Origin of the sequence: Algihabitans albus, from assembly GCF_003572205.1 — a bacterium.
Classification (GTDB): Bacteria; Pseudomonadota; Alphaproteobacteria; order Kiloniellales; family DSM-21159; genus Algihabitans; species Algihabitans albus.
This window is the reverse complement of sequence record NZ_QXNY01000006.1, coordinates 510,719-532,467: the sequence shown is the minus strand read 5'-3', so window position 1 is coordinate 532,467 and position 21,749 is coordinate 510,719. Positions and strand designations below refer to the sequence as shown.

At 68.0% G+C, this 21,749-nt stretch carries 19 protein-coding genes; 11 read left to right on the top strand and 8 right to left on the bottom strand.

From position 1 onward, the window contains the following. Positions 1-13: 13 nt before the first annotated feature. The 3 genes from gatB to gatC are packed head-to-tail and all read right to left on the bottom strand — an operon-like array spanning position 14 to position 3,300. A complete protein-coding gene (gatB, locus tag DBZ32_RS19250; RefSeq protein ID WP_119168851.1) occupies positions 14-1,480 on the bottom strand; it encodes an Asp-tRNA(Asn)/Glu-tRNA(Gln) amidotransferase subunit GatB in 1,467 nt (488 codons plus the stop codon). 57 nt (positions 1,481-1,537) lie between these two features. Then, the gene (gatA, locus tag DBZ32_RS19245) at positions 1,538-3,016 is read right to left on the bottom strand and encodes an Asp-tRNA(Asn)/Glu-tRNA(Gln) amidotransferase subunit GatA (protein WP_119168850.1); all 1,479 of its coding nucleotides are present in this window, start codon (positions 3,014-3,016) and stop codon (positions 1,538-1,540) included. Next, positions 3,013-3,300 carry an Asp-tRNA(Asn)/Glu-tRNA(Gln) amidotransferase subunit GatC gene (gene gatC / locus DBZ32_RS19240; protein ID WP_119168849.1) on the bottom strand — a complete coding sequence of 96 codons (288 nt, stop codon included), beginning with the start codon at positions 3,298-3,300 and terminating at the stop codon, positions 3,013-3,015. Before gatC ends, gatA begins: the two co-directional genes overlap by 4 nt. Before the next feature lie 201 nt (positions 3,301-3,501). On the opposite strand from gatC, the gene ruvX reads away from it, so the two are divergent. From ruvX to DBZ32_RS19225, 3 genes are all read left to right on the top strand, one after another. Continuing rightward, complete coding sequence (ruvX, locus tag DBZ32_RS19235) at positions 3,502-4,014, top strand: Holliday junction resolvase RuvX (protein ID WP_119168848.1); 513 nt, start codon at positions 3,502-3,504, stop codon at positions 4,012-4,014. Next, complete coding sequence (locus DBZ32_RS19230; RefSeq protein ID WP_119168847.1) at positions 4,011-4,940, top strand: AEC family transporter; 930 nt, start codon at positions 4,011-4,013, stop codon at positions 4,938-4,940. The genes ruvX and DBZ32_RS19230 overlap by 4 nt, the downstream gene beginning before the upstream one ends. A gap of 129 nt (positions 4,941-5,069) precedes the next feature. Then, positions 5,070-6,287, top strand: a complete 1,218-nt coding sequence (locus DBZ32_RS19225; protein WP_119168846.1) for a CaiB/BaiF CoA transferase family protein — start codon at positions 5,070-5,072, stop codon at positions 6,285-6,287. A 13-nt stretch (positions 6,288-6,300) separates the two neighbouring features. Here DBZ32_RS19225 and mtgA read toward each other — a convergent pair whose 3' ends face one another. Further along, positions 6,301-6,969 (bottom strand): monofunctional biosynthetic peptidoglycan transglycosylase, encoded by a 669-nt coding sequence (mtgA, locus tag DBZ32_RS19220; protein WP_119168845.1) that lies wholly within the window; start codon positions 6,967-6,969, stop codon positions 6,301-6,303. A 58-nt stretch (positions 6,970-7,027) separates the two neighbouring features. On the opposite strand from mtgA, the gene DBZ32_RS19215 reads away from it, so the two are divergent. The 5 genes from DBZ32_RS19215 (at position 7,028) to topA (ending at position 13,872) form a co-directional block, all read left to right on the top strand. Then, on the top strand, positions 7,028-7,999 hold the full coding sequence (locus tag DBZ32_RS19215) for an aspartate carbamoyltransferase catalytic subunit (RefSeq protein WP_119168844.1): 972 nt from the start codon (positions 7,028-7,030) through the stop codon (positions 7,997-7,999). A 2-nt stretch (positions 8,000-8,001) separates the two neighbouring features. Further along, positions 8,002-9,321, top strand: coding sequence for a dihydroorotase (pyrC, locus tag DBZ32_RS19210; RefSeq protein ID WP_119168843.1), 1,320 nt, complete (start codon positions 8,002-8,004; stop codon positions 9,319-9,321). 9 nt (positions 9,322-9,330) lie between these two features. Beyond that, a complete protein-coding gene (gene plsY / locus DBZ32_RS19205; RefSeq protein ID WP_119168842.1) occupies positions 9,331-9,972 on the top strand; it encodes a glycerol-3-phosphate 1-O-acyltransferase PlsY in 642 nt (213 codons plus the stop codon). Between the two features lie 40 nt (positions 9,973-10,012). Next, the gene (dprA, locus tag DBZ32_RS19200; protein ID WP_119168901.1) at positions 10,013-11,161 is read left to right on the top strand and encodes a DNA-processing protein DprA; all 1,149 of its coding nucleotides are present in this window, start codon (positions 10,013-10,015) and stop codon (positions 11,159-11,161) included. Between the two features lie 62 nt (positions 11,162-11,223). Next, on the top strand, positions 11,224-13,872 hold the full coding sequence (gene topA, locus DBZ32_RS19195; protein WP_119168841.1) for a type I DNA topoisomerase: 2,649 nt from the start codon (positions 11,224-11,226) through the stop codon (positions 13,870-13,872). A gap of 31 nt (positions 13,873-13,903) precedes the next feature. Here the strand turns inward: topA and DBZ32_RS19190 are convergent, their stop codons facing one another. Both DBZ32_RS19190 and DBZ32_RS19185 read right to left on the bottom strand, forming a co-directional pair. Next, on the bottom strand, positions 13,904-14,503 hold the full coding sequence (locus tag DBZ32_RS19190) for a carboxymuconolactone decarboxylase family protein (RefSeq protein ID WP_235830273.1): 600 nt from the start codon (positions 14,501-14,503) through the stop codon (positions 13,904-13,906). A gap of 53 nt (positions 14,504-14,556) precedes the next feature. Continuing rightward, positions 14,557-15,159 carry a TetR/AcrR family transcriptional regulator gene (locus DBZ32_RS19185; RefSeq protein ID WP_119168839.1) on the bottom strand — a complete coding sequence of 201 codons (603 nt, stop codon included), beginning with the start codon at positions 15,157-15,159 and terminating at the stop codon, positions 14,557-14,559. Between the two features lie 132 nt (positions 15,160-15,291). Here DBZ32_RS19185 and rnr point away from each other — a divergent pair, with 132 nt between their 5' ends. The 3 genes from rnr to DBZ32_RS19170 all read left to right on the top strand — a co-directional run bounded on the left by rnr (position 15,292) and on the right by DBZ32_RS19170 (position 20,112). Further along, positions 15,292-17,616, top strand: coding sequence for a ribonuclease R (rnr, locus tag DBZ32_RS19180; RefSeq protein WP_119168838.1), 2,325 nt, complete (start codon positions 15,292-15,294; stop codon positions 17,614-17,616). 237 nt (positions 17,617-17,853) lie between these two features. After that, the gene (locus tag DBZ32_RS19175; RefSeq protein ID WP_162906851.1) at positions 17,854-19,422 is read left to right on the top strand and encodes a S41 family peptidase; all 1,569 of its coding nucleotides are present in this window, start codon (positions 17,854-17,856) and stop codon (positions 19,420-19,422) included. A gap of 27 nt (positions 19,423-19,449) precedes the next feature. Beyond that, the gene (locus DBZ32_RS19170; protein WP_268877961.1) at positions 19,450-20,112 is read left to right on the top strand and encodes an NUDIX domain-containing protein; all 663 of its coding nucleotides are present in this window, start codon (positions 19,450-19,452) and stop codon (positions 20,110-20,112) included. A 111-nt stretch (positions 20,113-20,223) separates the two neighbouring features. On the opposite strand, the gene smpB is transcribed toward DBZ32_RS19170, so the two are convergent. Together smpB and dapA are read right to left on the bottom strand one after the other, a co-directional pair. Continuing rightward, a complete protein-coding gene (gene smpB / locus DBZ32_RS19165; RefSeq protein ID WP_119168835.1) occupies positions 20,224-20,682 on the bottom strand; it encodes an SsrA-binding protein SmpB in 459 nt (152 codons plus the stop codon). A 23-nt stretch (positions 20,683-20,705) separates the two neighbouring features. Continuing rightward, positions 20,706-21,593, bottom strand: coding sequence for a 4-hydroxy-tetrahydrodipicolinate synthase (dapA, locus tag DBZ32_RS19160; protein WP_119168834.1), 888 nt, complete (start codon positions 21,591-21,593; stop codon positions 20,706-20,708). Positions 21,594-21,749: the final 156 nt, after the last annotated feature.

Below are 21,749 nucleotides of genomic sequence, written 5' to 3'. Positions count from 1 at the left end.
ATGGGTCGAAACGTCAGCCGCCCAGCTTTTCGCGCAGCAGCTTGTTGACCAGGCCGGGGTTGGCCTTGCCCTGGCTCGCCTTCATCACCTGGCCGACGAACCAGCCGAGGACCTTGGGGTTGCCCTCGAGGGCCTGCTGGGCCTGCTCGGGGTTGTCGGCGATCACCTGAGCCACGATCGCCTCCAGTGCGCCGCTGTCGGTGATCTGCTTCAAGCCCTTGGCCTCGACGATCTCGGCGGCGGACTTGCCAGTCTCCCACATGACCTCGAAGACCTCCTTCGCGATCCGGCCGGAGATGGTGTCGTCGGCGATCAGGTCGAGCAGGCCGCCCAGCTTGGCCGCATCGACCGGCGCATCCGCGAGCCCGGCGCCGGAGGCGTTGAGGGCGCCGAAGTAGTTCACCGTGACCCAGTTGGCGGCGATCTTGGGATCGCGCCGTCCCTTGGGACCGGCCTCCACCACCGACTCGTAGAAGTCGGCGTTGGCCTTCTCGGCGACCAGCACGGCCGCGTCATAGGCGCTGAGGCCGTAGTCCTCGATGAAGCGGCGCTTCTTGGCGTCGGGCAGCTCCGGCAGGCCCGCCCGCACCTCCTCCACCCAGGCCGGGTCGAGCTCCAGCGGCAGCAGGTCCGGGTCGGGGAAGTAGCGGTAGTCGTGCGCCTCCTCCTTCGAGCGCATCGCGCGGGTCTCGCCGCTGCGATGGTCGAACAGGCGCGTCTCCTGCACGATGCTGCCGCCGCCTTCGACCACCTCGATCTGGCGCCGCGTCTCGATCTCGATGGCCTGCTGCACGTAGCGGATGGAATTGACGTTCTTGGTCTCGGTGCGCGTGCCCAGCGGGTCGCCCGGACGGCGCACCGAGAGGTTCACGTCGCAGCGCATGGAGCCCTCGTCCATGTTGCCGTCGCAGGTGCCGAGATAGCGCAGGATCGAGCGCAGCTTGCGCAGGTAGGCGCCAGCTTCGGCGGCCGAGCGCAGGTCGGGCTTGGAGACGATCTCCATCAGCGCCACGCCGGCCCGGTTGAGGTCGACGAAGGTCTTGTAGGGATCCTGGTCGTGCAGCGACTTGCCGGCGTCCTGCTCCAGATGCAGGCGCTCGATCCCGACCTCCCGGGTCGCGCCCTCCTCCAAGTCGAGCAGGATGGTCCCCTCGCCGACGATGGGATGGGCGTACTGGCTGATCTGATAGCCGGCCGGCAGGTCCGGATAGAAGTAATTCTTCCGCTCGAAGACCGAGAGGTGGTTGATCCTGGCGTTCAGCCCCAGGCCGGTGCGGATCGCCTGCTCGACGCAGACCCGGTTGAGCACCGGCAGCATGCCGGGCAGGGCCGCATCGACCAGCGACACCTGGCTGTTCGGCTCCGCCCCGAAGGCGGTGGAGGCTCCGGAAAAGAGCTTGGAGTGAGAGATCACCTGGGCATGCACCTCCAGGCCGATCACCACTTCCCAGGTCCCCGTGTCACCCTCGATCAGGGTCATCGCGCGCTCATCCTCTTATCCATCACGCTTCCCGTCCCGCTGCTCACGGCCCGATCCCTAGGCCGCCAGGAAACTCGGCAAGCTGTCGAAACCGGCCGCCGTCTCCAGCACGCCGGCGGCGCGCAGCAGCGTCTCCTCGTCGAAGGCGCGGCCGATCAGCTGCAGGCCGAGCGGCAAGCCCTCGTCGGACGGGCCCGCCGGCAGGGAGATGCCGGGCAGTCCCGCCAGCGAAGCGGGGACGGTGAAGACGTCGTTCAGGTACATCGCCAGCGGATCGTCCATCTTCTCGCCCATGGCGAAGGCGGCGGAGGGCGCGGTCGGCGTCAGCAGCAGGTCGACCTCGTTGAAGGACTCGGTGAAGTCGCGGGCGATCAGGCTGCGCACCTGGCGGGCCTTGTTGTAGTAGGCGTCGTAGTAGCCTGCGGAGAGCACGTAGGTGCCGATCAGCAGGCGCCGTTTGACCTCGGCGCCGAAGCCGGCGGCGCGGGTGGACTCGTAGAGGTCGGTCAGGGTGCCGTCGCCGGGCTCGCGCAGGCCGTAGCGCACACCGTCGTAGCGCGCGAGGTTGGAGGAGGCCTCGGCCGGCGCGATAATGTAGTAGGTCGGAAGGGCGTACTTCGTGTGCGGCAGGCTGACCTCGCGCAGCTCGGCGCCGGCCGCCGTCAGCCAGTCCATGCCCTGTTGCCAGAGCCGGTCGATCTCGGGCGGCATGCCCTCGACCCGGTACTCCTTCGGCACGCCGATGCGCAGGCCCTTGACCTCGCCCGTCAGCGCCGCCTCGTAGTCCGGGACGCCGCGGTCGACGGAGGTCGAGTCCTTGGGATCGTAGCTGGCCATGGCGCGCAGCATCAGCGCCGCGTCGCGCACGCTGCGGGTCATGGGCCCAGGCTGGTCGAGCGAGGAGGCGAAGGCGACGACGCCCCAGCGCGAGCAGCGTCCGTAGGTCGGCTTGAGGCCGACGACCCCGGCGAAGGCCGCCGGCTGGCGGATCGAGCCGCCGGTGTCCGTGCCGGTCGCCGCCAGCGCGCAACGCGCGGCCACGGCGGCGGCCGAACCGCCGGAGGAGCCGCCGGGTACCAGCTTCTGATTGCTGCCCGCGCGATGCCAGGGATTCTCGACCCCGCCGAAGTGGCTGGTCATGTTGGAGGAGCCCATGGCGAACTCGTCCATGTTGGTCTTGCCCAGCAGCACCGCGCCCTCGCGCCAGAGATTGGCGGTGACGGTCGCCTCGTAGGTCGGCACGAACCCCTCGAGGATGTGGCTGGAGGCCGTGGTCTGCACGCCCTCGGTACAGAAGAGGTCTTTGATCGCCAGCGGCAGGCCGTCGAGCAGCCCCACCTCGCCTTTCGCGCGGCGCGCGTCGGAGGCCTCGGCCATGGCCAGGGCTTTCTCCGGCGTCTCGGTGACAAAGGCGTTGAGCGGACGGGCCGCCTCGACCGCGGCGATATGCGCCTCGGTCAGCTCCTTGGCGGAGAGCGACTTCCTGGTCAGCAGGTCGCGCGCTTCGGAAAGCTCCATGCGAGTCAGATCGCTCATTCCACCACCTTCGGCACCACGAAGAAGCCATGCGCCGCCTCCGGCGCGTTGCGCAGGACGTCGTCCGGCTTGCCGCCGTCGGTCATCGCGTCGGCCCGCAGCGGCAGGCGCATCTCGACCACCGAGGTCATGGGCCGCACGCCCTCGGTGTCCACCTGCCCCAACTGCTCGACCCAGTCGAGGATGTTGCTCAGCTCGCCGACCAGCGACTCGGCTTCCGCCTCGTCGATCTTGATGCGCGCGAGCTTGGCGATGCCGTGAACCGTGGCCTTGTCGATCGCCATGGGAAGAAAACGCCTCGCTTCGGATAAGGAGTTCAGACCGCTTCGCCGGAGACCGCAGGCTCCGCGAAAGCGCGGCGGAAGCTAGCACCGGCTCGGCAGGCTCACAAGGCGGCGAGCGAGAAGAAAGCGCGGACAGGGGCTGGTATCGCAACCCTTGCGACGGCTTGTGCTCCGGCGGTCCCCCGCTTACTGATCGGCTGCATGACCCTGCTCGACCTGCACGATCTGCCGGAGCGGCTGCCGGCCCGCGCCCGCCTGCTCGGCCTGGACCTGGGCAGCAAGACCATCGGTCTCGCGATCTCGGACGGCGACCGCAAGCTGGCCTCGCCCCTGGAGACCCTGCGCCGGGCCAAGTTCACGGCGGATGCCGAGGCGCTGAAGCGCGTCCTGGAAGAGCGGCGGGTCGGTGGCCTGATCCTCGGCCTGCCGGTCAACATGGACGGCAGCGAGGGCCCGCGCGCCCAGTCGACCCGGCAGTTCGCCCGCAACCTGATCGAGCTCGCCGGCCTGGATCTGCCCATCGCCTTCTGGGACGAGCGCCTCTCGACCGCCGCCGTCCAGCGGCTGCTGATCGACGAGGCGGACATGACCCGCAAGCGGCGGGCAGAGGTCGTGGACAAGATGGCCGCCGCCTATATCCTGCAGGGCGCGCTGGACGCGCTGGCGTACGGCCGGCCCGGCGGTCCTGCCGAGGGTGCGGGAGATCCGGCGTGACCGTCATAGCGCTGGTCATCCTGCCGGTCTTCCTGCTGATCTTCCTCGGCTGGCTGCTGCGCCGGCGGCAGTTTCCCGGCGAGGGGTTCTGGGCGCCGGCGGAGCGGCTGACCTACTTCTGCTTCTTCCCGGTCCTGCTGGCCACGACCCTGGCGCGCGCCGACTTCAGCGAGCTGGAGGTGCTGCCCATGGCCGGCGCCATCGTCGCCGCGATCCTGGTCATGACCCTGGCGCTGCTGCTGGCGCGACCCCTGCTCGAGTCCCGGTTCGGCCTGGGCGGTCCCGGCTTCACCAGCCTCTATCAAGGGGCCGTGCGCATGAACACCTACATCGGTCTCGCCGTGGCCTTCGGTGTCGCGGGCGAGGCCGGCGTCGCGGCGGCGGCCGTGGCCGTGGCCGCCATCGTGCCGCTGGTGAACCTGCTCTGCGTCAGCTTCCTGGCCCGCTTCGGCACGGCGGCCCAGCCGACCCCGAGCGGCCTGATCAAACAGGTCGCGACCAACCCGCTGATTCTCGGCTGCGCGGCCGGCGGCCTGCTCAACGTGACGGGCATCGGGCTGCCGCCGGTGCTGGGCGAGACCCTGCTGATCCTCGGCAGCGCCGCCCTGCCCCTCGGCCTGCTCTGCGTCGGCGCCGCGCTCGACCTGCAGGCGGCTCGCGCGGCTGGACGTCCGGTCCTGCTGAGCAGCCTGCTCAAGCTGGCGGTCCTGCCGGCCCTGACCTGGGCCGGCTGCTGGCTGCTGGGGGTGGAGGGCACCGCCGCCTTCGTGGCCGTCCTCTTCAACGGCCTGCCGACCGCCACCAGCGCCTACATCCTGGCCCGCCAGCTCGGCGGCGACGCCACGCTGATGGCGAGCCTCATCACCGCGCAGACCCTGCTGGCCATGCTGACCCTGCCCCTGGTGCTGGCGCCGCTGGTGCCGTAAGGCGACTTGACGGCCAGTGGTGCCGTAAGGCGCCTTGACCGCCAGTGGTGCCGTAAGCCGGCTTGACGTTCGACCGCGCGCCACGCCAAAACCGGCGCACCCGCCAATCGTATCCGGACCGACAGACTCATGACCGCCCCGCTAGCAGGCCTGCGCGTTTTCGACCTGACCCGCATTCTCGCCGGTCCGACGGCGACCCAACTGCTCGGCGACCTGGGCGCCGACGTGGTCAAGATCGAACGGCCCGGCCAGGGCGACGACACCCGCAAGTGGGGCCCGCCTTTCGTCAAGGACGCCGAGGGCGGGGACAGCACGACGGCGGCCTACTACCTCTCGGCCAACCGCAACAAGCGCTCCTTGACCATCGACATCGCCACCGAGGAGGGCCAGGCCCTGGCCCGCCGGATCGCGGCGGAGTGCGACATCTTCGTGGAGAACTTCAAGGTCGGCGGGCTGAAGCGCTACGGCCTGGACTACGACAGCATCCGCCAGGTCAAGCCCGACATCCTCTACTGCTCGATCACCGGCTTCGGGCAGACCGGCCCCTACGCCCCGCGCGCCGGCTACGACTACCTGGCCCAAGGCATGGGCGGGATCATGTCGCTGACCGGCGAGCCCGAGGGCGAGCCGATCAAGGTCGGCGTCGGCATCGCCGACATCATGTGCGGCATGTACGCGGTCAGCGCGATCCTGGCCGCCCTGCATCACCGCACGAAGACCGGCGAGGGCCAGCACATCGACTTGGCACTGCTCGACAGCCAGGTGGCCTGGCTCTCCTACGAGGGGCTGAACTACCTGACCAGCGGCCAGGTGCCGAAGCGCCAGGGCAACGAGCATCCCAACATCGTGCCCTACAAGGTGCTGCCCTGCGCCGACGGCTATTTCATCCTGGCCGTGGGCAACGACGGACAGTTCCGCCGCTTCTGCGACTTCGCGGGCCGGCCGGAGCTGGCCGACGACCCGCGCTTCGCCACCAACGCCCTACGGGTCCGGAACCGCGCGGCGCTTTACCCGATTCTGGAGGCCCTGACGCCGGGCAAGACGCTGAACGCCTGGGTCGAGGGCCTCTCCGCCCTGGGCGTACCGAGCGGCGCGGTCAACACCCTCGACCGGGTCTTCGCCGACCCGCAGATCCGGCAGCGAGAGATGCGGATCGAGATGGCCGACGCCGAAACACTGACGGGCCGGATCGCCCTGATCGGCAATCCCATCAAGTTCTCCGGCACTCCGGTGACCTACCGCCACCCGCCGCCCCGCATGGGCCAGCATAGCGACGAACTGCTGAAGGAACTGCTCGACCTGCCCGCCGCCGAGATCGCGCGCCTGCGGGAGAGCGGCGCGATTTAGGGGCCGGCACGATCTAACGCACACAGTCGAGCATCGGGCCGAGCTGGTCGATGCGGGTGCGGATGCGGGCCGCCTGACCGGCGAGGAAGTCGTCGGGCCGGCCGGCGGAGCGCTGCAGGGGATTGGGCAACACGGCGGCCAGCAGGGAGGCTTCCCAGAGGCTCAGGTCGCTGGCGGACTTGCCGAAGTGGGCCTGCGCCGCCGCCTCGGCACCGTAGATGCCGGGGCCGAACTCGACACTGTTGAGATAGAGCTCGACGATCCGGGCTTTCGGCAACAAGACCTCCAGGTAGAGCGTGAGATAGCCCTCCAGCCCCTTGCGGAGCCAGTCGCGCTCCGGCCAGAGGAAAAGGTTCTTGGCGGTCTGCATGGAGACGGTGGAGGCGCCGCGCAGCCGGCCGCCGTCGCGCCAGGTGTCGACCGCCTTGCGCAGTTCGACCAGGTCGAAGCCCCAATGGGTGCAGAAGCGGTTGTCTTCGGCCGCCAGCACCGCCTCGCGCAGCGGCTGGGCGATCTCCGCCAGGGGCACCCAGTCGCGCTGCCAGCCATGGCCTTCGAAGCTGCGAATCACCATCAGCGGCGTCGCCGGCGGCGGCACGGCGCGGTAGAACAGCACCAGGCCAGCCGGCAGAAGCACGACCAGAACCGCCAGCCATCTGAGGGCTTTCCACAGCCTGCGCATGTGAACCGCGACCTACCGCTTGTCAGAGGTGCTGCCGCGGTGCGATAAGCCCCGCTCGATGCAAGACTTCGAAGCCATCGCCCGTCCCGGCTACCGGCACCGCCATCTGCTCGGGATCGAAGGCCTGACCCCGGCGGAGATCGGCTATCTCCTGGATCTCGCGGGTCACTACGCCGTTCAGGATCCGCGGGCGCACAAGCACTCGCCGCTGCTGTCGGGTCATACCGTCATCAACCTCTTCTTCGAGACCTCGACGCGCACGCGCACCTCCTTCGAGTTGGCCGCCAAACGGCTGTCGGCCGATGTGATCAACATGTCGGTTGCCTGGTCTTCGATCAAGAAAGGGGAAACCCTGATCGATACGGCGATGACCCTGAACGCCATGCACCCCGACGCGCTGATCGTACGCCATCCAGACTCCGGCGCCGTCAAGCTGTTGAGCGAGAAAGTGAACTGCTCGGTCATCAACGCCGGCGACGGCAGCCACGAACACCCGACCCAGGCCCTGCTCGACGCGCTCACCATCCGCCGCCGCAAGGGCAAGCTGGCGGGCCTTACCGTCGCGATCTGCGGCGACATCATGCACAGCCGGGTGGCACGCTCCAACCTGCACCTGCTGACCACCATGGGGGCCAGGGTGCGGGTCATCGCGCCGCCGACCCTGATGCCCTCCGGCATCGAACGGCTGGGGGTCGAGGCCTACATGGACATGCGCGCCGGGCTGCGCGACGTCGACATCGTGATGATGCTGCGCCTGCAGACCGAACGCATGCAGGGCTCCTACGTGCCCTCGATCCGCGAGTACTTCCGCTTCTACGGCCTGGACCGGGACAAGCTCGCTCTGGCCAAGCCGGACGCGCTGATCATGCATCCCGGCCCGATGAACCGCGGCGTCGAGATCGACAGCGAGGTCGCCGACGACATCGACCGCTCGCTGATCCAGGACCAGGTCGAGATGGGCGTCGCCGTGCGCATGGCCTGTCTCGAGGCCCTGACCGCCAGCCTGCGTGCTCCGACGGAGGTGCCCTAGCCATGGCGACGCGCAGCGAAAGCGGACCCACCGTCTATCTCAACGCCCGCCTGCTCGACCCGCGCAGCGGCCTGGACGTGCAAGGTGCCCTCTTCGCCGACAAGGGCGTGATCCAGGACCTCGGGCCGCGCCTCTTCAACGATGGCGTGCCGGAGGGGGTCGAGGTCGTCGACTGCGCGGGCGCCTGCCTGGCGCCGGGGCTGGTCGACATGCGCGTGCAGCTCGGCGAACCGGGCCACGAGCACAAGGAAACCATCCAGACCGCCAGCAAGGCGGCGGCGGCCGGCGGCATCACGTCCATGGTGGCGCTGCCGAACACCGACCCGGTGGTGGACGACGTCGCCGGGATCGAGTTCATCGCCCGCCGCGCCCGCGAGGAAAAGCTGGTCAAGGTCTACGGCTACGGCGCCGTCACACGGCGGCTGGAGGGCCGCGAACTGGTCGAGATCGGCCTGCTGAGCGAGTACGGGGCGCTGGGCTTCACCGACGGCCTGCAGGCGGTGGCCGACGCCCAGGTGATGCGCCGCGCGCTCAGCTACTCGCGCACCGTGGACACGGTGATCCTGCAGCACCCGCAGGAGCCCAGCCTAGCCGGAGGCGTGATGAACTCCGGTGAACTGGCGACCCGCCTGGGGCTGGCCGGCAACCATCCGCTGAACGAAGTCATCATGATCGAACGCGACCTGCGCCTGGTCGAGATGACGGGCGGGCGCTACCACGTGGCCAACGTGACCTGCGCGGAGTCGGTCGAGGTCGTGCGCCGCGCCAAGGCGCGCGGACTCCCGGTCACGGCCAGCACGGCCCCGCACTACATGATCCTCAACGAGACCGCCGTCGGGGATTACCGCACCTTCGCCAAGGTCACGCCGCCTCTGCGCAGCGAAGCCGACCGCGAGGCGGTCGCCGCGGGCGTCGCCGACGGCACCATCGACGCTCTCGCGAGCGACCACACACCGCACGACCAGGACGCCAAACGGCTGCCCTTCAGCCTGGCGGAGCCCGGCATCGTCGGACTAGAGACGCTGCTGCCGCTGTCGCTGGCGCTGGTGCACAACGGCCGCATGAGCCTGCTCGAGCTGTTGCGGCGCCTGACGGAAGGGCCGGCGGAAATCCTGAAGGGCCGCGCCGACCTGACCCCCGGTCTGCCTTGCGACATCGTGATCTTCGACCCCGAGCGTCCGGCGACGATCGACCCGGACCGGTTCCGGTCGAAGTCCAAGAACTCGCCCTTCGAGGCGCACATGGTTCAGGGTGTCGTGCTGCGCAGCGTCGTCGACGGCCGCAGCATCTTCGCCCTGGACAGCGGCCGCCGGGCGGCCTGAGGTCTCTCGATGCCCGATCCGATCTCCTGGGACTTCGCCTGGCCCTATCTGTCGGCCGCGCTGGTCGGCGGCTACCTGCTGGGCTCGATCCCCTTCGGTCTGGTGCTGACCCGCCTCTCCGGTCTCGGCGACCTGCGGAAGATCGGCTCGCGGAGTATCGGCGCGACCAATGTCCTGCGCACCGGCCGCAAGGATCTGGCCTTCCTGACGATGCTGCTCGACGGCGGCAAGGGCGCCGCGGCGGCCGGACTCGCCTGGTACGTCGGCGGGCCGGACCCCATGCTGGTGGCCGGCCTCGGTGCCGTGCTGGGTCACAACTTCCCCGTCTGGCTCGGCTTTCGCGGCGGCAAGGGGGTGGCGACCTCGATCGCGGTGCTGCTGGCCGTCGCCTGGCCGGCGGCGCTGGCACTCTGCGCCACTTGGCTGCTGGTGGCCGCCGTCACGCGCTACTCCTCGCTGGCCGCGCTGGTGAGCTTCCTCCTCTCGCCGGCCTATGCCTGGTTCCTGATCGGCGATCTGCAGCGGGTCGAGTTCGCCGCCCTGCTGGCCGGCCTGGTGGTGCTCCGCCACACCAGCAACATCGGGCGGCTGCTGCGCGGCGAAGAGAGCAAGATCGGTGCCTCCGGCAGGAGTAGCGACGGCAACGAATAGAGGTTGACGGGCGGCCTTGCTCAACCAAAAGTCGGGCGCCATGAGCCCGACTGCCCAATCTCTCACCGACGGCGAACGACTCGACTGGCTGCGCCTGAGCCGCAGCGAGAACGTCGGCCCGATCACCTTCCGCCTGCTGCTCGAGCGCTTCGGCAGCGCCACGGCGGCCCTGGAGGCCTTGCCGGAGCTCGCCAAGCGCGGCGGCCAGGCGAGACCGATCCGCGTCTGCCCCGCCGCGACCGCCGAGCGCGAACTTGCCGACCTCGCCAGGTTGGAGGCCCGCACCATCGCGCTCTGCGAACCCGACTATCCTCAGGCCTTGGCCGCCGCCGACGACGCCCCACCCTTGGTCGTCCTGCGCGGGCAGGCGCAACTTCTGCGGCGCCCGGCCGTGGCCATCGTCGGTGCGCGCAACGCCTCCGCCAATGGACGGACGCTGGCCAAAGGCATCGCCGGCGACCTGGCCCGGGCCGGGTATCTGGTGGTGTCCGGCTTCGCGCGCGGCATCGACACGGCAGCGCACGAAGGCGCCCTGACGCCCGGACCGGGAGCCGGCGAAGCCGGAGCCGGCACCTTGGCCGTGCTGGCCGGCGGGGTTGACATTATCTACCCAGCGGAGAACGGGCGCCTCTACGACCGGCTGCTGACGGAGGGCGCGCTGCTGTCGGAGATGCCGCCTGGCCGCGAGCCTCAGGGCCGTCACTTCCCGCGGCGCAACCGGATCATCGCCGGGCTGTCGCTCGGCGTCGTGGTGGTCGAAGCGGCCCTGCGCTCGGGCTCACTGCACACGGCCCGCCTGGCCGCCGACTACGGCCGCGACGTCATGGCCGTACCGGGTTCGCCGCTCGACCCGCGCGCCAAAGGCTGCAACGGTCTTCTGCGTCAGGGCGCCACGCTGATCGAGTCGGCGGCCGACGTTCTGGAGGCCCTGGCCGGCAGCACCGAGTCCTTCGCCGAAGCCCCAAACGCCAGATTCGAGGCCGCCCCCATGGTGATGCCCTCTTCGCAAGAGCAGCTACAAGCCACTGATAAAATTATGGAATTGCTGTCACCTTCACCGATCTCAGTTGACGAACTGATACGCCAGTGCCAATTGTCAGCCGCGCTGGTCGGGACCGTACTCCTGGAATTGGAGTTGGCCGGCCGCCTCGAACGCACCCCCGGTAACCGCGTCGCGCTGATCGCCTGACCATCGCGTTCCGCCGGGAAAAGCGTCGCATAAAAAGGGCGCCAGCTAGGACGGACCTGCGAATGCATCTTGTTGTCGTCGAATCCCCGGCCAAGGCCAAAACCATCGAGCGCTACCTGGGCGGAGACTATCGGGTGCTCGCCAGCTACGGTCATGTCCGCGACCTGCCGCCGAAGGACGGATCGGTCAGGCCGGACGAAGACTTCGCGATGGACTGGGCGGTCGACGACCGCGGCGACAAACGCATCAAAGAAATCGCACGGGAGTTGAAGGGCGCCGATCAGCTCTATCTGGCCACCGACCCGGACCGCGAAGGCGAAGCGATTTCCTGGCACATCATCGAAGAGCTGAACCGCCGCCGCGCTCTCAACGGCAAGCCGGTCAAGCGCGTTGTCTTCAACGAGATCACCAAGCGCGCCGTGCAGGATGCCTTCAAGCATCCCCGCGAGCTGGACCGCCCGCTCGTCGAAGCCTATCTGGCGCGCCGGGCCCTCGACTATCTCGTCGGATTCACCCTCTCGCCCGTGCTCTGGCGCAAGCTGCCCGGCAGCCGCTCGGCGGGACGCGTGCAGTCGGTCGCCCTGCGTCTGGTCTGCGAGCGCGAAGCGGAGATCGAGGCCTTCCGCGCTCAGGAATACTGGACGGTGACAGCGACCCTGGACGCGCTGGAAACCGCAGCCTTCGACGCCCGGCTGACCCATCTGCGCGGCGACAAGCTCGACAAGTTCGACCTCAATGGCGAAGCCAAGGCGCTGGACGCGGTCGCCCTGCTGGAAAGTGCCGCGCGTTTCACCGTCGAGAGCGTCGAGACCAAACGCAGCAAGCGCCACCCTCAGCCGCCTTTCACCACCTCGACCCTGCAGCAGGAGGCTTCGCGCAAGCTGGGCTTCGGCACGACCCGGACCATGCGGGTGGCGCAGAAGCTCTACGAGGGCATCGACGTGGGCGGCGAGACGGCCGGCCTGATCACCTACATGCGGACCGACGGCGTCGGCATGTCCAACGAGGCGATCACCGCGGCGCGCGAGCTGATCGCCGGCAGCTATGGCGACCCCTACCTGCCGGACCAGGCCCGTGTCTACAAGACCAAGGCCAAGAACGCGCAGGAAGCCCACGAGGCGATCCGACCGACCGACCTCAAGCGACTGCCGAAGAACATTCGCAGCCAGCTCGGCGAGGACGAAGCCCGGCTTTACGACCTGATCTGGAAGCGCGCGCTGGCCAGCCAGATGGAGTCGGCCGAGTTCGACCAGATGACGGCCGACATCGACGTCGACGGCACGGCCGCACGCCTGCGCGCCACCGGGTCGGTTCAGGTCTTCGACGGCTTTCTGACACTCTACCAGGAAGGCCGGGACGACCCCGACGACGAGGATGGCGACGGCAGGCGCCTGCCGCCGCTCGCCAAGGGCCAGGACCTCAACCGCAAGGCCATCACGCCGCAGCAGCACTTCACCCAGCCGCCGCCCCGCTTCAGCGAGGCCAGCCTGGTCAAACGGATGGAGGAGCTGGGCATCGGCCGGCCCTCGACCTACGCCTCGATCCTGCAGGTGCTGCAGGACCGCGACTACGTCCGGCTCGAGAAGAAGCGCTTCCTGCCCGAGGATCGCGGCCGCATCGTCACCGCCTTCCTGACCGCCTTTTTCCGTCGCTACGTGGAGTACGACTTCACCGCCAGCCTGGAGGAAGACCTCGACCGCATCTCCGCCGGCGACAGCCGCTACAAGGAGGTGCTGTACCGTTTCTGGGAGGCCTTCAGCCAGGCCATCGACGAGACCAAGGGCCTGCGCATTACCAACGTCATCGATGCGCTGGACGAGGATCTCGGTCCCCATTTCTTCCCGGCCGACCCGGAGAACCCGGATCGCGAGCCGCGCCTCTGCCCGGCCTGCGGCAGCGGCCGTCTGGGTCTGCGGCTCGGCAAGACCGGCGGTTTCATCGGCTGTTCCAATTACCCGGAGTGCCGCTTCACACGCCCGCTGGCGGTTCAGGCCGAGGAGGGCAGCGGCGGCGCCACGCCGGGCGAGGCCGGCCCCCAGCGCCTCGGCGAAGATCCCGAGAGCGGCCAGGAGGTCAGCCTGCGAAAGGGTCCCTACGGCCACTACGTGCAGCTCGGCGAACAGGGCGAGGACAAATCCGTCAAGCCCAAGCGCACCTCGCTGCCTAAGGGGCTGGCTTTGGACGACGTCGATCTGAAGGTCGCGCTCGGGCTGCTTGCCCTGCCGCGCAGTCTGGGCAGCCACGACGGCGAGGAGATCACGGCCGGAATCGGCCGCTACGGCCCCTACGTGCGCAAGGCCAACACCTACAAGTCGATCCCGGCCGACGAAGACGTCCTGGTCATCGGCCTCAACCGCGCCGTCGACCTGTTGGCGCAGGCGAAGGGCGGTGGTGCCGCCGCGCTGAAGACGCTGGGCGAGCATCCAAGCGATAGCAAGCCGGTAACCCTGCACGAGGGCCGCTACGGCCCCTACGTCAAGCACGGCCGCCTCAACGCCTCCCTGCCGAAGGACCTGGGCATCGAGAGCATCGACCTCGCAGGAGCGATGGAGCTGCTCGCCAAGCAGGCGGAGAAGAAAGGCGACAAGAAGGCGCCGGCCAAGAAGGCGACCGCCAAGCAGAGTTCGGCGAAAAAGACCCCCGCGAAGAAGACTGCGACCAAAAAGACGGCGGCGAAAAAGGCAGCAACGAAAAAGACAGCCGACGCATAGAGCGAATTGCGATCTGGCTGAGGTTATCGCCCTAGCCCTCTTTCCCTGGCCGCATCGCGATTGTCGGTTTGCGCCAGGCGAACTTCGCGACGGCGTCGTCCAGCGGCGTGCCGGCGAGGGAGTTCGTGTAGTTGCTCGTGACCTTGATGGCCAAACCGAGCACGACCTCGAGCGCCTGTTCCTCGCCGTAGCCGGCCTCCAGGAAAGCCTTCAGGTCGCTTTCGCTGATGTTGCCCCGGTTGTGGATCAGTTGGCGTGCAAAGACGCGCAGCGCCTCCAGCTTCGGCGTCGCGAGCGGTTTGCCGGCACGCAGGGCCTCGATATCCACGGCTGCCATCCCCGCCTGTTCGGCGAGATAGCTGTGCCAGGGCACGCAGTAGGCGCAGTCGTTCTCGAAGTTGGCGGTCTGGTAGACGACCTGCCGTTCGACCGGCGAAAGCGACGTCCTATCGAACAGCTCCCAGAGGGCGCTGTAGGCGGCCAGGAGAGCCGGCGCGTTCGCCATGACCCGCTCCAGATTGGGGATCATCCCGAAGCTGCGGCGCGTCGCCGACAGGGCTTCGCGCGCAGCTTCCGGTGCACTGGTTTCATCGTGCAAGGCAAAGAGCTGACCCATCGTCGTTCCCTTCATGATTATCTATTCATAAATTTGGCGGTCTTTTGTCGAGCAGAGGTGTCGCGTCGCTAGCCAACGACGGTCGTCAGGAAGGCCGCGATGCTGGCTTCGGCACGCTGCGCCTGGCCCGAGGCGCGTGCATGCAGCAGGGCCCCGTCGCCCAGGACCACCGCGCAGTCGGCGAGGGCTTGCGGCGCGGCCTCGGTTCGCAGCTCGCCGGCCGCGCGGGCACGAGAGAAGGCCTCTTCGAAGGCAGCGGTCAGCCGGTCGGTGGCCGCCTCGACAATGTCGGCCAGGGCTTCGTCCCGCCGCCCGACCTCGCCGGCCGTGTTGACCAGCAAGCACCCGCGCCGCGCCTCGTTGCGCGCATCCTCGAGCCAGAGGGCAAAGGCGCCCTTGATGCCGGCCGCCGGAGATCCGGGCGCCGTCAGGCAGGCCACCACCTCCTCCACCCGCCGTTCCGCGTAGCGCCGCAGCGCGGCTTCGAAGAGCGCGCGCTTGTCGCCGAAGGCATAGACGAGGCTCTGCCGGTGCAGGCCCGTCGCCCGTTCCAGCACGTCGTAGGTGGCCGCAGACAGGCCGTAACGATGAAAAGCGGTCAGCGCCGCATCCAGCACCGCATCCGGATCGAAGCTCCGAGGCCGGCCGGCGTGAGGAGAGACATCATCCATGCCACATTCATGAACTCGAGTTCATATAATGGCAAGAGACAGCGACCCGACCGGCAAGGAAACCTAGCTCTGGGATTCCGATCCGCTTACTATCCCGGCTCAAGGCGCGCGCGCCGCAAGTAAGGAGCCCCCGTGGCCCGCGAAGACTTTCTGGAGGATTTCCCCGATACGACGGAGATCCTGCGCTACATCGAAGACAGCCCGACTCCCGTGGACAAGCGCGACATCGCCCGCGCCTTCGAGCTGAAGGGCGCCCAGCGCCGGCGTCTGCGCGAGGTGCTGCTGGAGCTGCAGGAACAGGGCAAGCTCGAGGACAAGGGCAAGAAGAAGCTCGCACCGCCCGACCGCTTGCCGCCGGTCGGCGTGGTCGAGGTCGTCGGCCTCGACGAAGACGGCGAGCTGATCGCCAAGCCGGCGAACTGGGCGGAAGAAGACTCCGGCCCTCCGCCGCGCATCTACCTGAGCGCCGGACGGAGCAGCCGCGCCGCCTTGGCCGTCGGCGACCAGGCGCTGGCCAAGCTCGCGCGGGTCGAGGACGGCGTCTACGAGGGCAAGGTCATTCGCCGCATCGGCCGCTCCCCCCGGCGCGTACTCGGCCTCTACGAGATGACCTCCCAGGGCGGCCGGCTGCGCCCGACGGACAAACGCGCCAAGCAGGACTACGTTCTCAATCCGCCGGACGCCGCCGGTGCCAAGCCCGGCGAACTGGTGTTGGCCGAGGTCAAGAGCTACCACCCCCGCATGGGACTGCGCGACGTGCGCGTGGTCGAGCGGCTGGGCAGCCTCGACAACCAGCGCGCGCTCTCCCTGGTCGCCATCCACGAACACGGCCTGCGCACGGCCTTCCCCGAAGAAGCAGAGGCGGAGGCGGAGGCGGCGGTAACCGTCGGTGCCAAGGGCCGCGACAACCTGCGCGATATCCCCCTGGTGACAATCGACGGGGCGGATGCGCGGGACTTCGACGACGCGGTCTACGCCGAGCCCGACGACGAGGCGAAGAATCACGGCGGCTGGCGCCTGCTGGTCGCGATCGCCGACGTCGCCCACTACGTTCAGCCTGACAGCGCCCTGGACCGCGAAGCGCGGGCACGCGGCAACTCGGCCTACTTCCCGGACCGGGTGGTGCCGATGCTGCCGGAGGCGCTGTCCAACGGCTGGTGCTCCCTGCGCCCCAAGGAGGACCGTGGCTGCCTGGCGGTCTGGATGACCATCGACGCCGAGGGCGAGCTGATGGCCTGGCGCTTCCTGCGCGGCGTCATGCGCTCGGCGGCCCGGCTGACCTACGAGCAGGTGCAAGCCGCGATGGACGGCGCGCCGGACGACACCAGCGGGCCGCTGCTCGATCCGGTGATTCGGCCGCTCTACGGCGCCTTCCAGGCGCTGCTGACCAACCGGCGCAACCGCGGCACGCTCGAACTGGACATGCCGGAACGGCGGATCCTGCTGAACGACGAAGGCGATGTGGCCGGCATAGAGCCGCGCCAGCGGCTGGACAGTCACCGGGTCATCGAAGAACTGATGATCTGCGCCAACGTGGCCGCCGCCGGTGAGCTGGAGCGGCTGCGCCAGCCCTGCATGTACCGCGTGCACGATCTGCCGGATCCGCAGAAGGTCGATGCCCTGCGCGAAGTGCTGGACGGCATGGGCATCCGCCTCGCCAAGGGCCAGGTGATCCGTCCGAAGACCTTCAAGCGGGTTCTGGAGCAGGCCGTCGGCACACCCCACGCCAACATGGTCAGCGAGCTGGTCCTGCGCTGTCAGTCCCAGGCCGTCTACAGCCCCGAGAACCTCGGTCACTTCGGGCTGGCGTTGCAGCGCTACGCCCACTTCACTTCGCCGATCCGGCGCTACGCCGACCTGCTGGTCCATCGCGCCCTGATCCGCGGCCTGAAATTGGGCGGCGACGGACTGACGGAGGCGCAGGCCACCCAGTTCAAGGCGATCGGCGAACAGATCTCCATGACCGAGCGAGCGGCCATGGCGGCCGAACGCGACGCCGTCGACCGCATGACCGCCGCCTTCCTGTCCGACAGAGTCGGCGCCACCTTCGAGGGGAGGGTCAACGGAGTCACCAGGTTCGGCCTGTTCGTCACCCTGATCGAGAGCGGCGCCGACGGGCTGATTCCGATCTCGAGCCTGCCGGACGACTTCTACGTCCATGACGAGCGGCAGCATTGCCTCGTCGGACGTCGCTGGGGCCGACGCTACCGCTTGGGCGAGCTGCTGCCGGTTCGCCTGGTCGAAGCGGACCGTACGACGGGCGGTCTGGTGCTGCACCTCGCGGATCCCGATCACGCGGAAGACACTGAAAAACAGCCCAGCTCCGGCCATCATAAAGCTAAGAATTCAAGCGAGAAAAAAACGCCAAGTAATTTAAAAACAAAACAAAGCTCTGACAGAAAAGATCGGAAACGCACGCCGCAGGCGCGCCGTTCCAGGGTTCGCCGCAGCCGCTGAACCGCTCTACCTCGAAAGCGGCAAGCTCTCGTTTACGTCTTCTGTCCTATAGTCTCGTAAAGCCAGCGTCGGCCTGAAGGTCCGCAAGCAGCACGGGAGCAGAAACCGCTAGCCGGAACCGATCACATGGTTTTTTCGGCTGCGGCTTCGGGCGCCACTGGCATAAGATGCGTTGCTTTTAATGGGCTTCGCGCCCGGATCCTGCCGCTTTCGGGCCGCCTCTACAGCGGGGACTACATGTCGTTTCGCCACCTCGCCATCTCGCTTGCCGTCGCCGGCATCGCTCTGGGCGCCTGTACGACACAGGAGTTGCGCAGCCAGCCGACCGCCTACGAGCCCTCGCGGGCCGAGCGGATGTTCATCGCCGGATATCAGGACGTCACCGCGGTCTATATCGAGGACGTGGAGGTCGACGATCTGGCCCTGGCGGGGCTCGAGGCCGTGACGCAGATCGACCCTGAACTCAGCTTCGACTTCGAAAACGGCAAGGTCACCGTGGCGTACGACGAAGCGGTGCTCCGCAGCCTGCCGGCCCCGTCACCGCGCGACAGCACCGGCTGGGCCCGGCTGACGGCCTCCGCGATCGAGGAAGGCAGACGCCTCTCTCCCGCGCTGGGCGAATCCCGGGCGGAAGACGTTTACGAGGCGGTCTTCGACGGCATGGTGGCCGAACTCGACGCCTACTCCCGCTATGCCGGCCGCGAAGAGGCGCGTGAGAACCGCGCCAGCCGCGACGGCTTCGGCGGCATCGGCGTACGCATTCGCGTCGAGGACGACGGCGTTCGCCTTGTCTCCGTGATGGAGGAAACGCCGGCCGAAGCCGCCGGCCTGCAGGACGAAGACCTGATCGTCACCATCGCCGGCCGGCCCGCCGCCGGGATGGACCAGCGGGACGTCGTCCGGACTCTGCGCGGTCCGATCGGGACCTACGTGCGGGTCAGCGTGCGCCGCGCCGACCTGCCGGAGCCTTTCGAGGTCGATATCGAGCGCGATCACATCGTTCCGCAGACCGTAACCTACCGTCGTGCCGACGACGTGGCGGTCATCCGCGTGGCCGGCTTCAACCAATCGACCACCCAGACCCTGCGGGAGAAGATCTTCCGCGCCGAGCGGGAGATCGGCGAAGACCTGCAGGGCTTCATCATCGATCTGCGCGACAATCCGGGCGGCCTGCTCGATCAGGCGGTCTCGGTCGCCGACCTCTTCGTCGCGGACGGCCGGATCGTCTCCACCCACGGCCGCCATCCGGACAGCCACCAGTATTTCGAGGCGCGACGCGACGATCTGATCGGCCAGCTGCCGATCGTCGTTCTGATCAACGGCAACTCGGCCTCGGCCTCGGAGATCGTGGCGGCCGCCCTGCAGGACAGCCGCAAGGCCATCGTCGTCGGCTCAAATTCCTTCGGCAAGGGAACGGTCCAGACCGTGCTGCGGCTGCCGAATGAAGGCGAGTTGACGCTGACCTGGGCACGCTTCCATGCCCCCTCGGGCTACGCCCTGCACAAACGCGGCGTCTTGCCGGATGTCTGCATCGCGGACGACAGCCGCGATCTACCGGCCACCCTCACCCGCCTGCGCGGCGGCGAACTGCTGATCCCCAGCCGCCAGCGTCAGGCACCCGTGGATATCGACGACGAGGACGGGCTGCAGCAACTGCGCGCGCTCTGCCCGACCCGAGACAGCGAAGGCGAACTCGACGTAGAAGTCGCCTTGCAGCTCATTCTCGATCCCAGCCTTTACGCCAGTGCCATCGGCAGCCCGGTCAATACCGCCGGCCGCGTCAAAGAGGCCGCACGCTTCGACTGATGCGATTTTTTCGGACCTAAAAACAATATCTTAGAGAAAACATCTCCTGTTAAACCGCAAGACGCCGCCGGGCTGATCTTGCTGCGACGGCCAAGGCGTGGCACCGCCGAGATCCTGCTTGGCCGCCGTCATGCCGCGACACGCTTCATGCCGGGCGTCTACGTCACGCCCGGCGGGCGCCTCGAAGCGATCGATCGACACCCGAGCGGCTTCCTGGAGGCCCTCCCGCAGGTCGAAGGCGCAGTCGACGCCGCCACGCGGCGTCGACTGCTCGCCCTGGCCCGCTGCGCCCTGCGCGAAACAACTGAGGAAACGGGACTGCTGGTCGGCCGGCCAAACGGCCCGGACAGCCCACAACCGGTGTCCCGATGGTCCCGCTTTGCCGAAGCGGGACTGGCGCCCGCCTTCGAGGACCTGCGGCTGATCGCGCGCGCCATCACGCCGGCCGGATCGCCGATCCGCTTCCACACGCGCTTCTTCCTGACGGACGGCGCGTTGGCCGAGGGGCGACTGGGCGGCGACGGCGAACTGGAGGATCTGCGCTGGGCCCCGCTGCCGACGTTGCCGGCCCTGCGAATGGCGGAGGTGACGCGGTTGGTGATCGAAGAAGCCGCGCGGCAGCTCGATGCCCCCGCCCCGGTGCGCGCCCTCACCTGGCGCGGCCATCGGCAGATGAGCCGGCGGACCTAACCTGCTTGAAGCTCATAAGTAGATGCAGAAAAATTTCATAATATATTGAAAAAATTATCTTTACTTCGATATGAATGCACTGAAGCCTGTGCGATCCCAGGCGCGCGCGCCTCAGTTCTGTGCCCGTAGGAGGCGCTGCTTCTGACGGTCCCAGTCGCGTTTCTTGATGTCCTCGCGCTTGTCGGCCTTCTTCTTGCCGCGGGCAAGGCCGAGGTTCAGCTTCGCGACACCGCGGCGGTTGAAGTAGATCGAGAGGGGAACCAACGCGTAGCCCTCACGCTTGACCTGGCCCAGCAGTCTGTTGAGTTCGCGCCTGTGCAGCAGCAGCTTGCGCGGCCTGAGGGGGTCGTGTCCGAAGCGGGCCGCCGGAGCGTACTCGGAGATATGAGCGTTCATCAGCCACAGCTCGCCGTTCCTGTCGACGGCAAAGGACTGACCGATGTTCGCGCGTCCGGCACGCAGGGACTTCACCTCGGAGCCGGTGAGCGCGAGCCCGGCTTCGAAGCTGTCCTCAATGGAGAATTCGTGCCGCGCCTTGCGGTTCTGGGCAACGGGTCGGTTGGGAGTCATGCCAGAAGAATAGGAACGCCGAGCTAGTTGATCAGCCCCGCATGGACCATAGCCGTGCGGACCCGCTGTTCGGTCTCGGCCGCCACCGGAACCAAAGGCAGGCGAAGCTCGTTCTGAAGATGACCCATCAGCGAGAGCGCATACTTGGCGGGCTGCGGGCTCGGCTCGATGAAGAGGGCCTCGTGCAGGGGCATCAGGCGGTCGTTGATCTCCGTAACCTCGCTCATCCGGCCGGCCTGCCAGGCCTTGTGGAGAGAACTGCAGAGCCGCGGCGCGACGTTCGAGGTAACGGAGATGCAGCCATGCCCGCCCATTGCCAGGAACGGCACGATCGTGGCGTCTTCGCCGGAGATCAGCGCGAAGTCGGGACCGATGGCATCGCGCGTCTTCCAGGGACGCAAAATATCGGCCGTGGCATCCTTGACACCGACGATGCGCGGCAACTCGGCGAGCCGCGCCATGGTCTCGACGGTCATGTCGACGACCGACCGGCCCGGGATGTTGTAGATGAGGATCGGCAGATCGCCGGCGTCGTGGATCGCCTTGTAGTGCTGATAGAGCCCTTCCTGGCTGGGCTTGTTGTAGTAAGGCGTGACAACCAGCGCGGCGTCGGCACCGGCCTCCTGAGCGTGCCGCGCGAAGTCGATGGCTTCGGCCGTGGAGTTGGACCCGGTCCCGGCGATCACGGGCACGCGGCCCGCCACCTGGTCGACGCAGATCTCCACCACCGCCTTGTGCTCCGCATGGGTCAAGGTCGGCGACTCGCCCGTCGTGCCCACCGGCACGAGAGCATCGCTGCCTTCGGCGATCTGCCAGTCGATGAATTTGCGAAAAGCCGCCTCGTCGACGGCACCGTCGGCAAAGGGAGTGATCATCGCTGTGATAGAACCGGTGAACAACGGCCCGGACATCGCCTAGGTTTCCTTCAAACGGGAAGTAAATCTTCACATCTTCTCGCCAGGATACGGGCGAGCGGTGACTGCACCATATCGCCGCGCCCCTTGGGCAGCAAGCGGCAGAGGCTTTCGGCGTTTCCGCCGTCTTGTTACCTTGAGAAGGCTCCACCG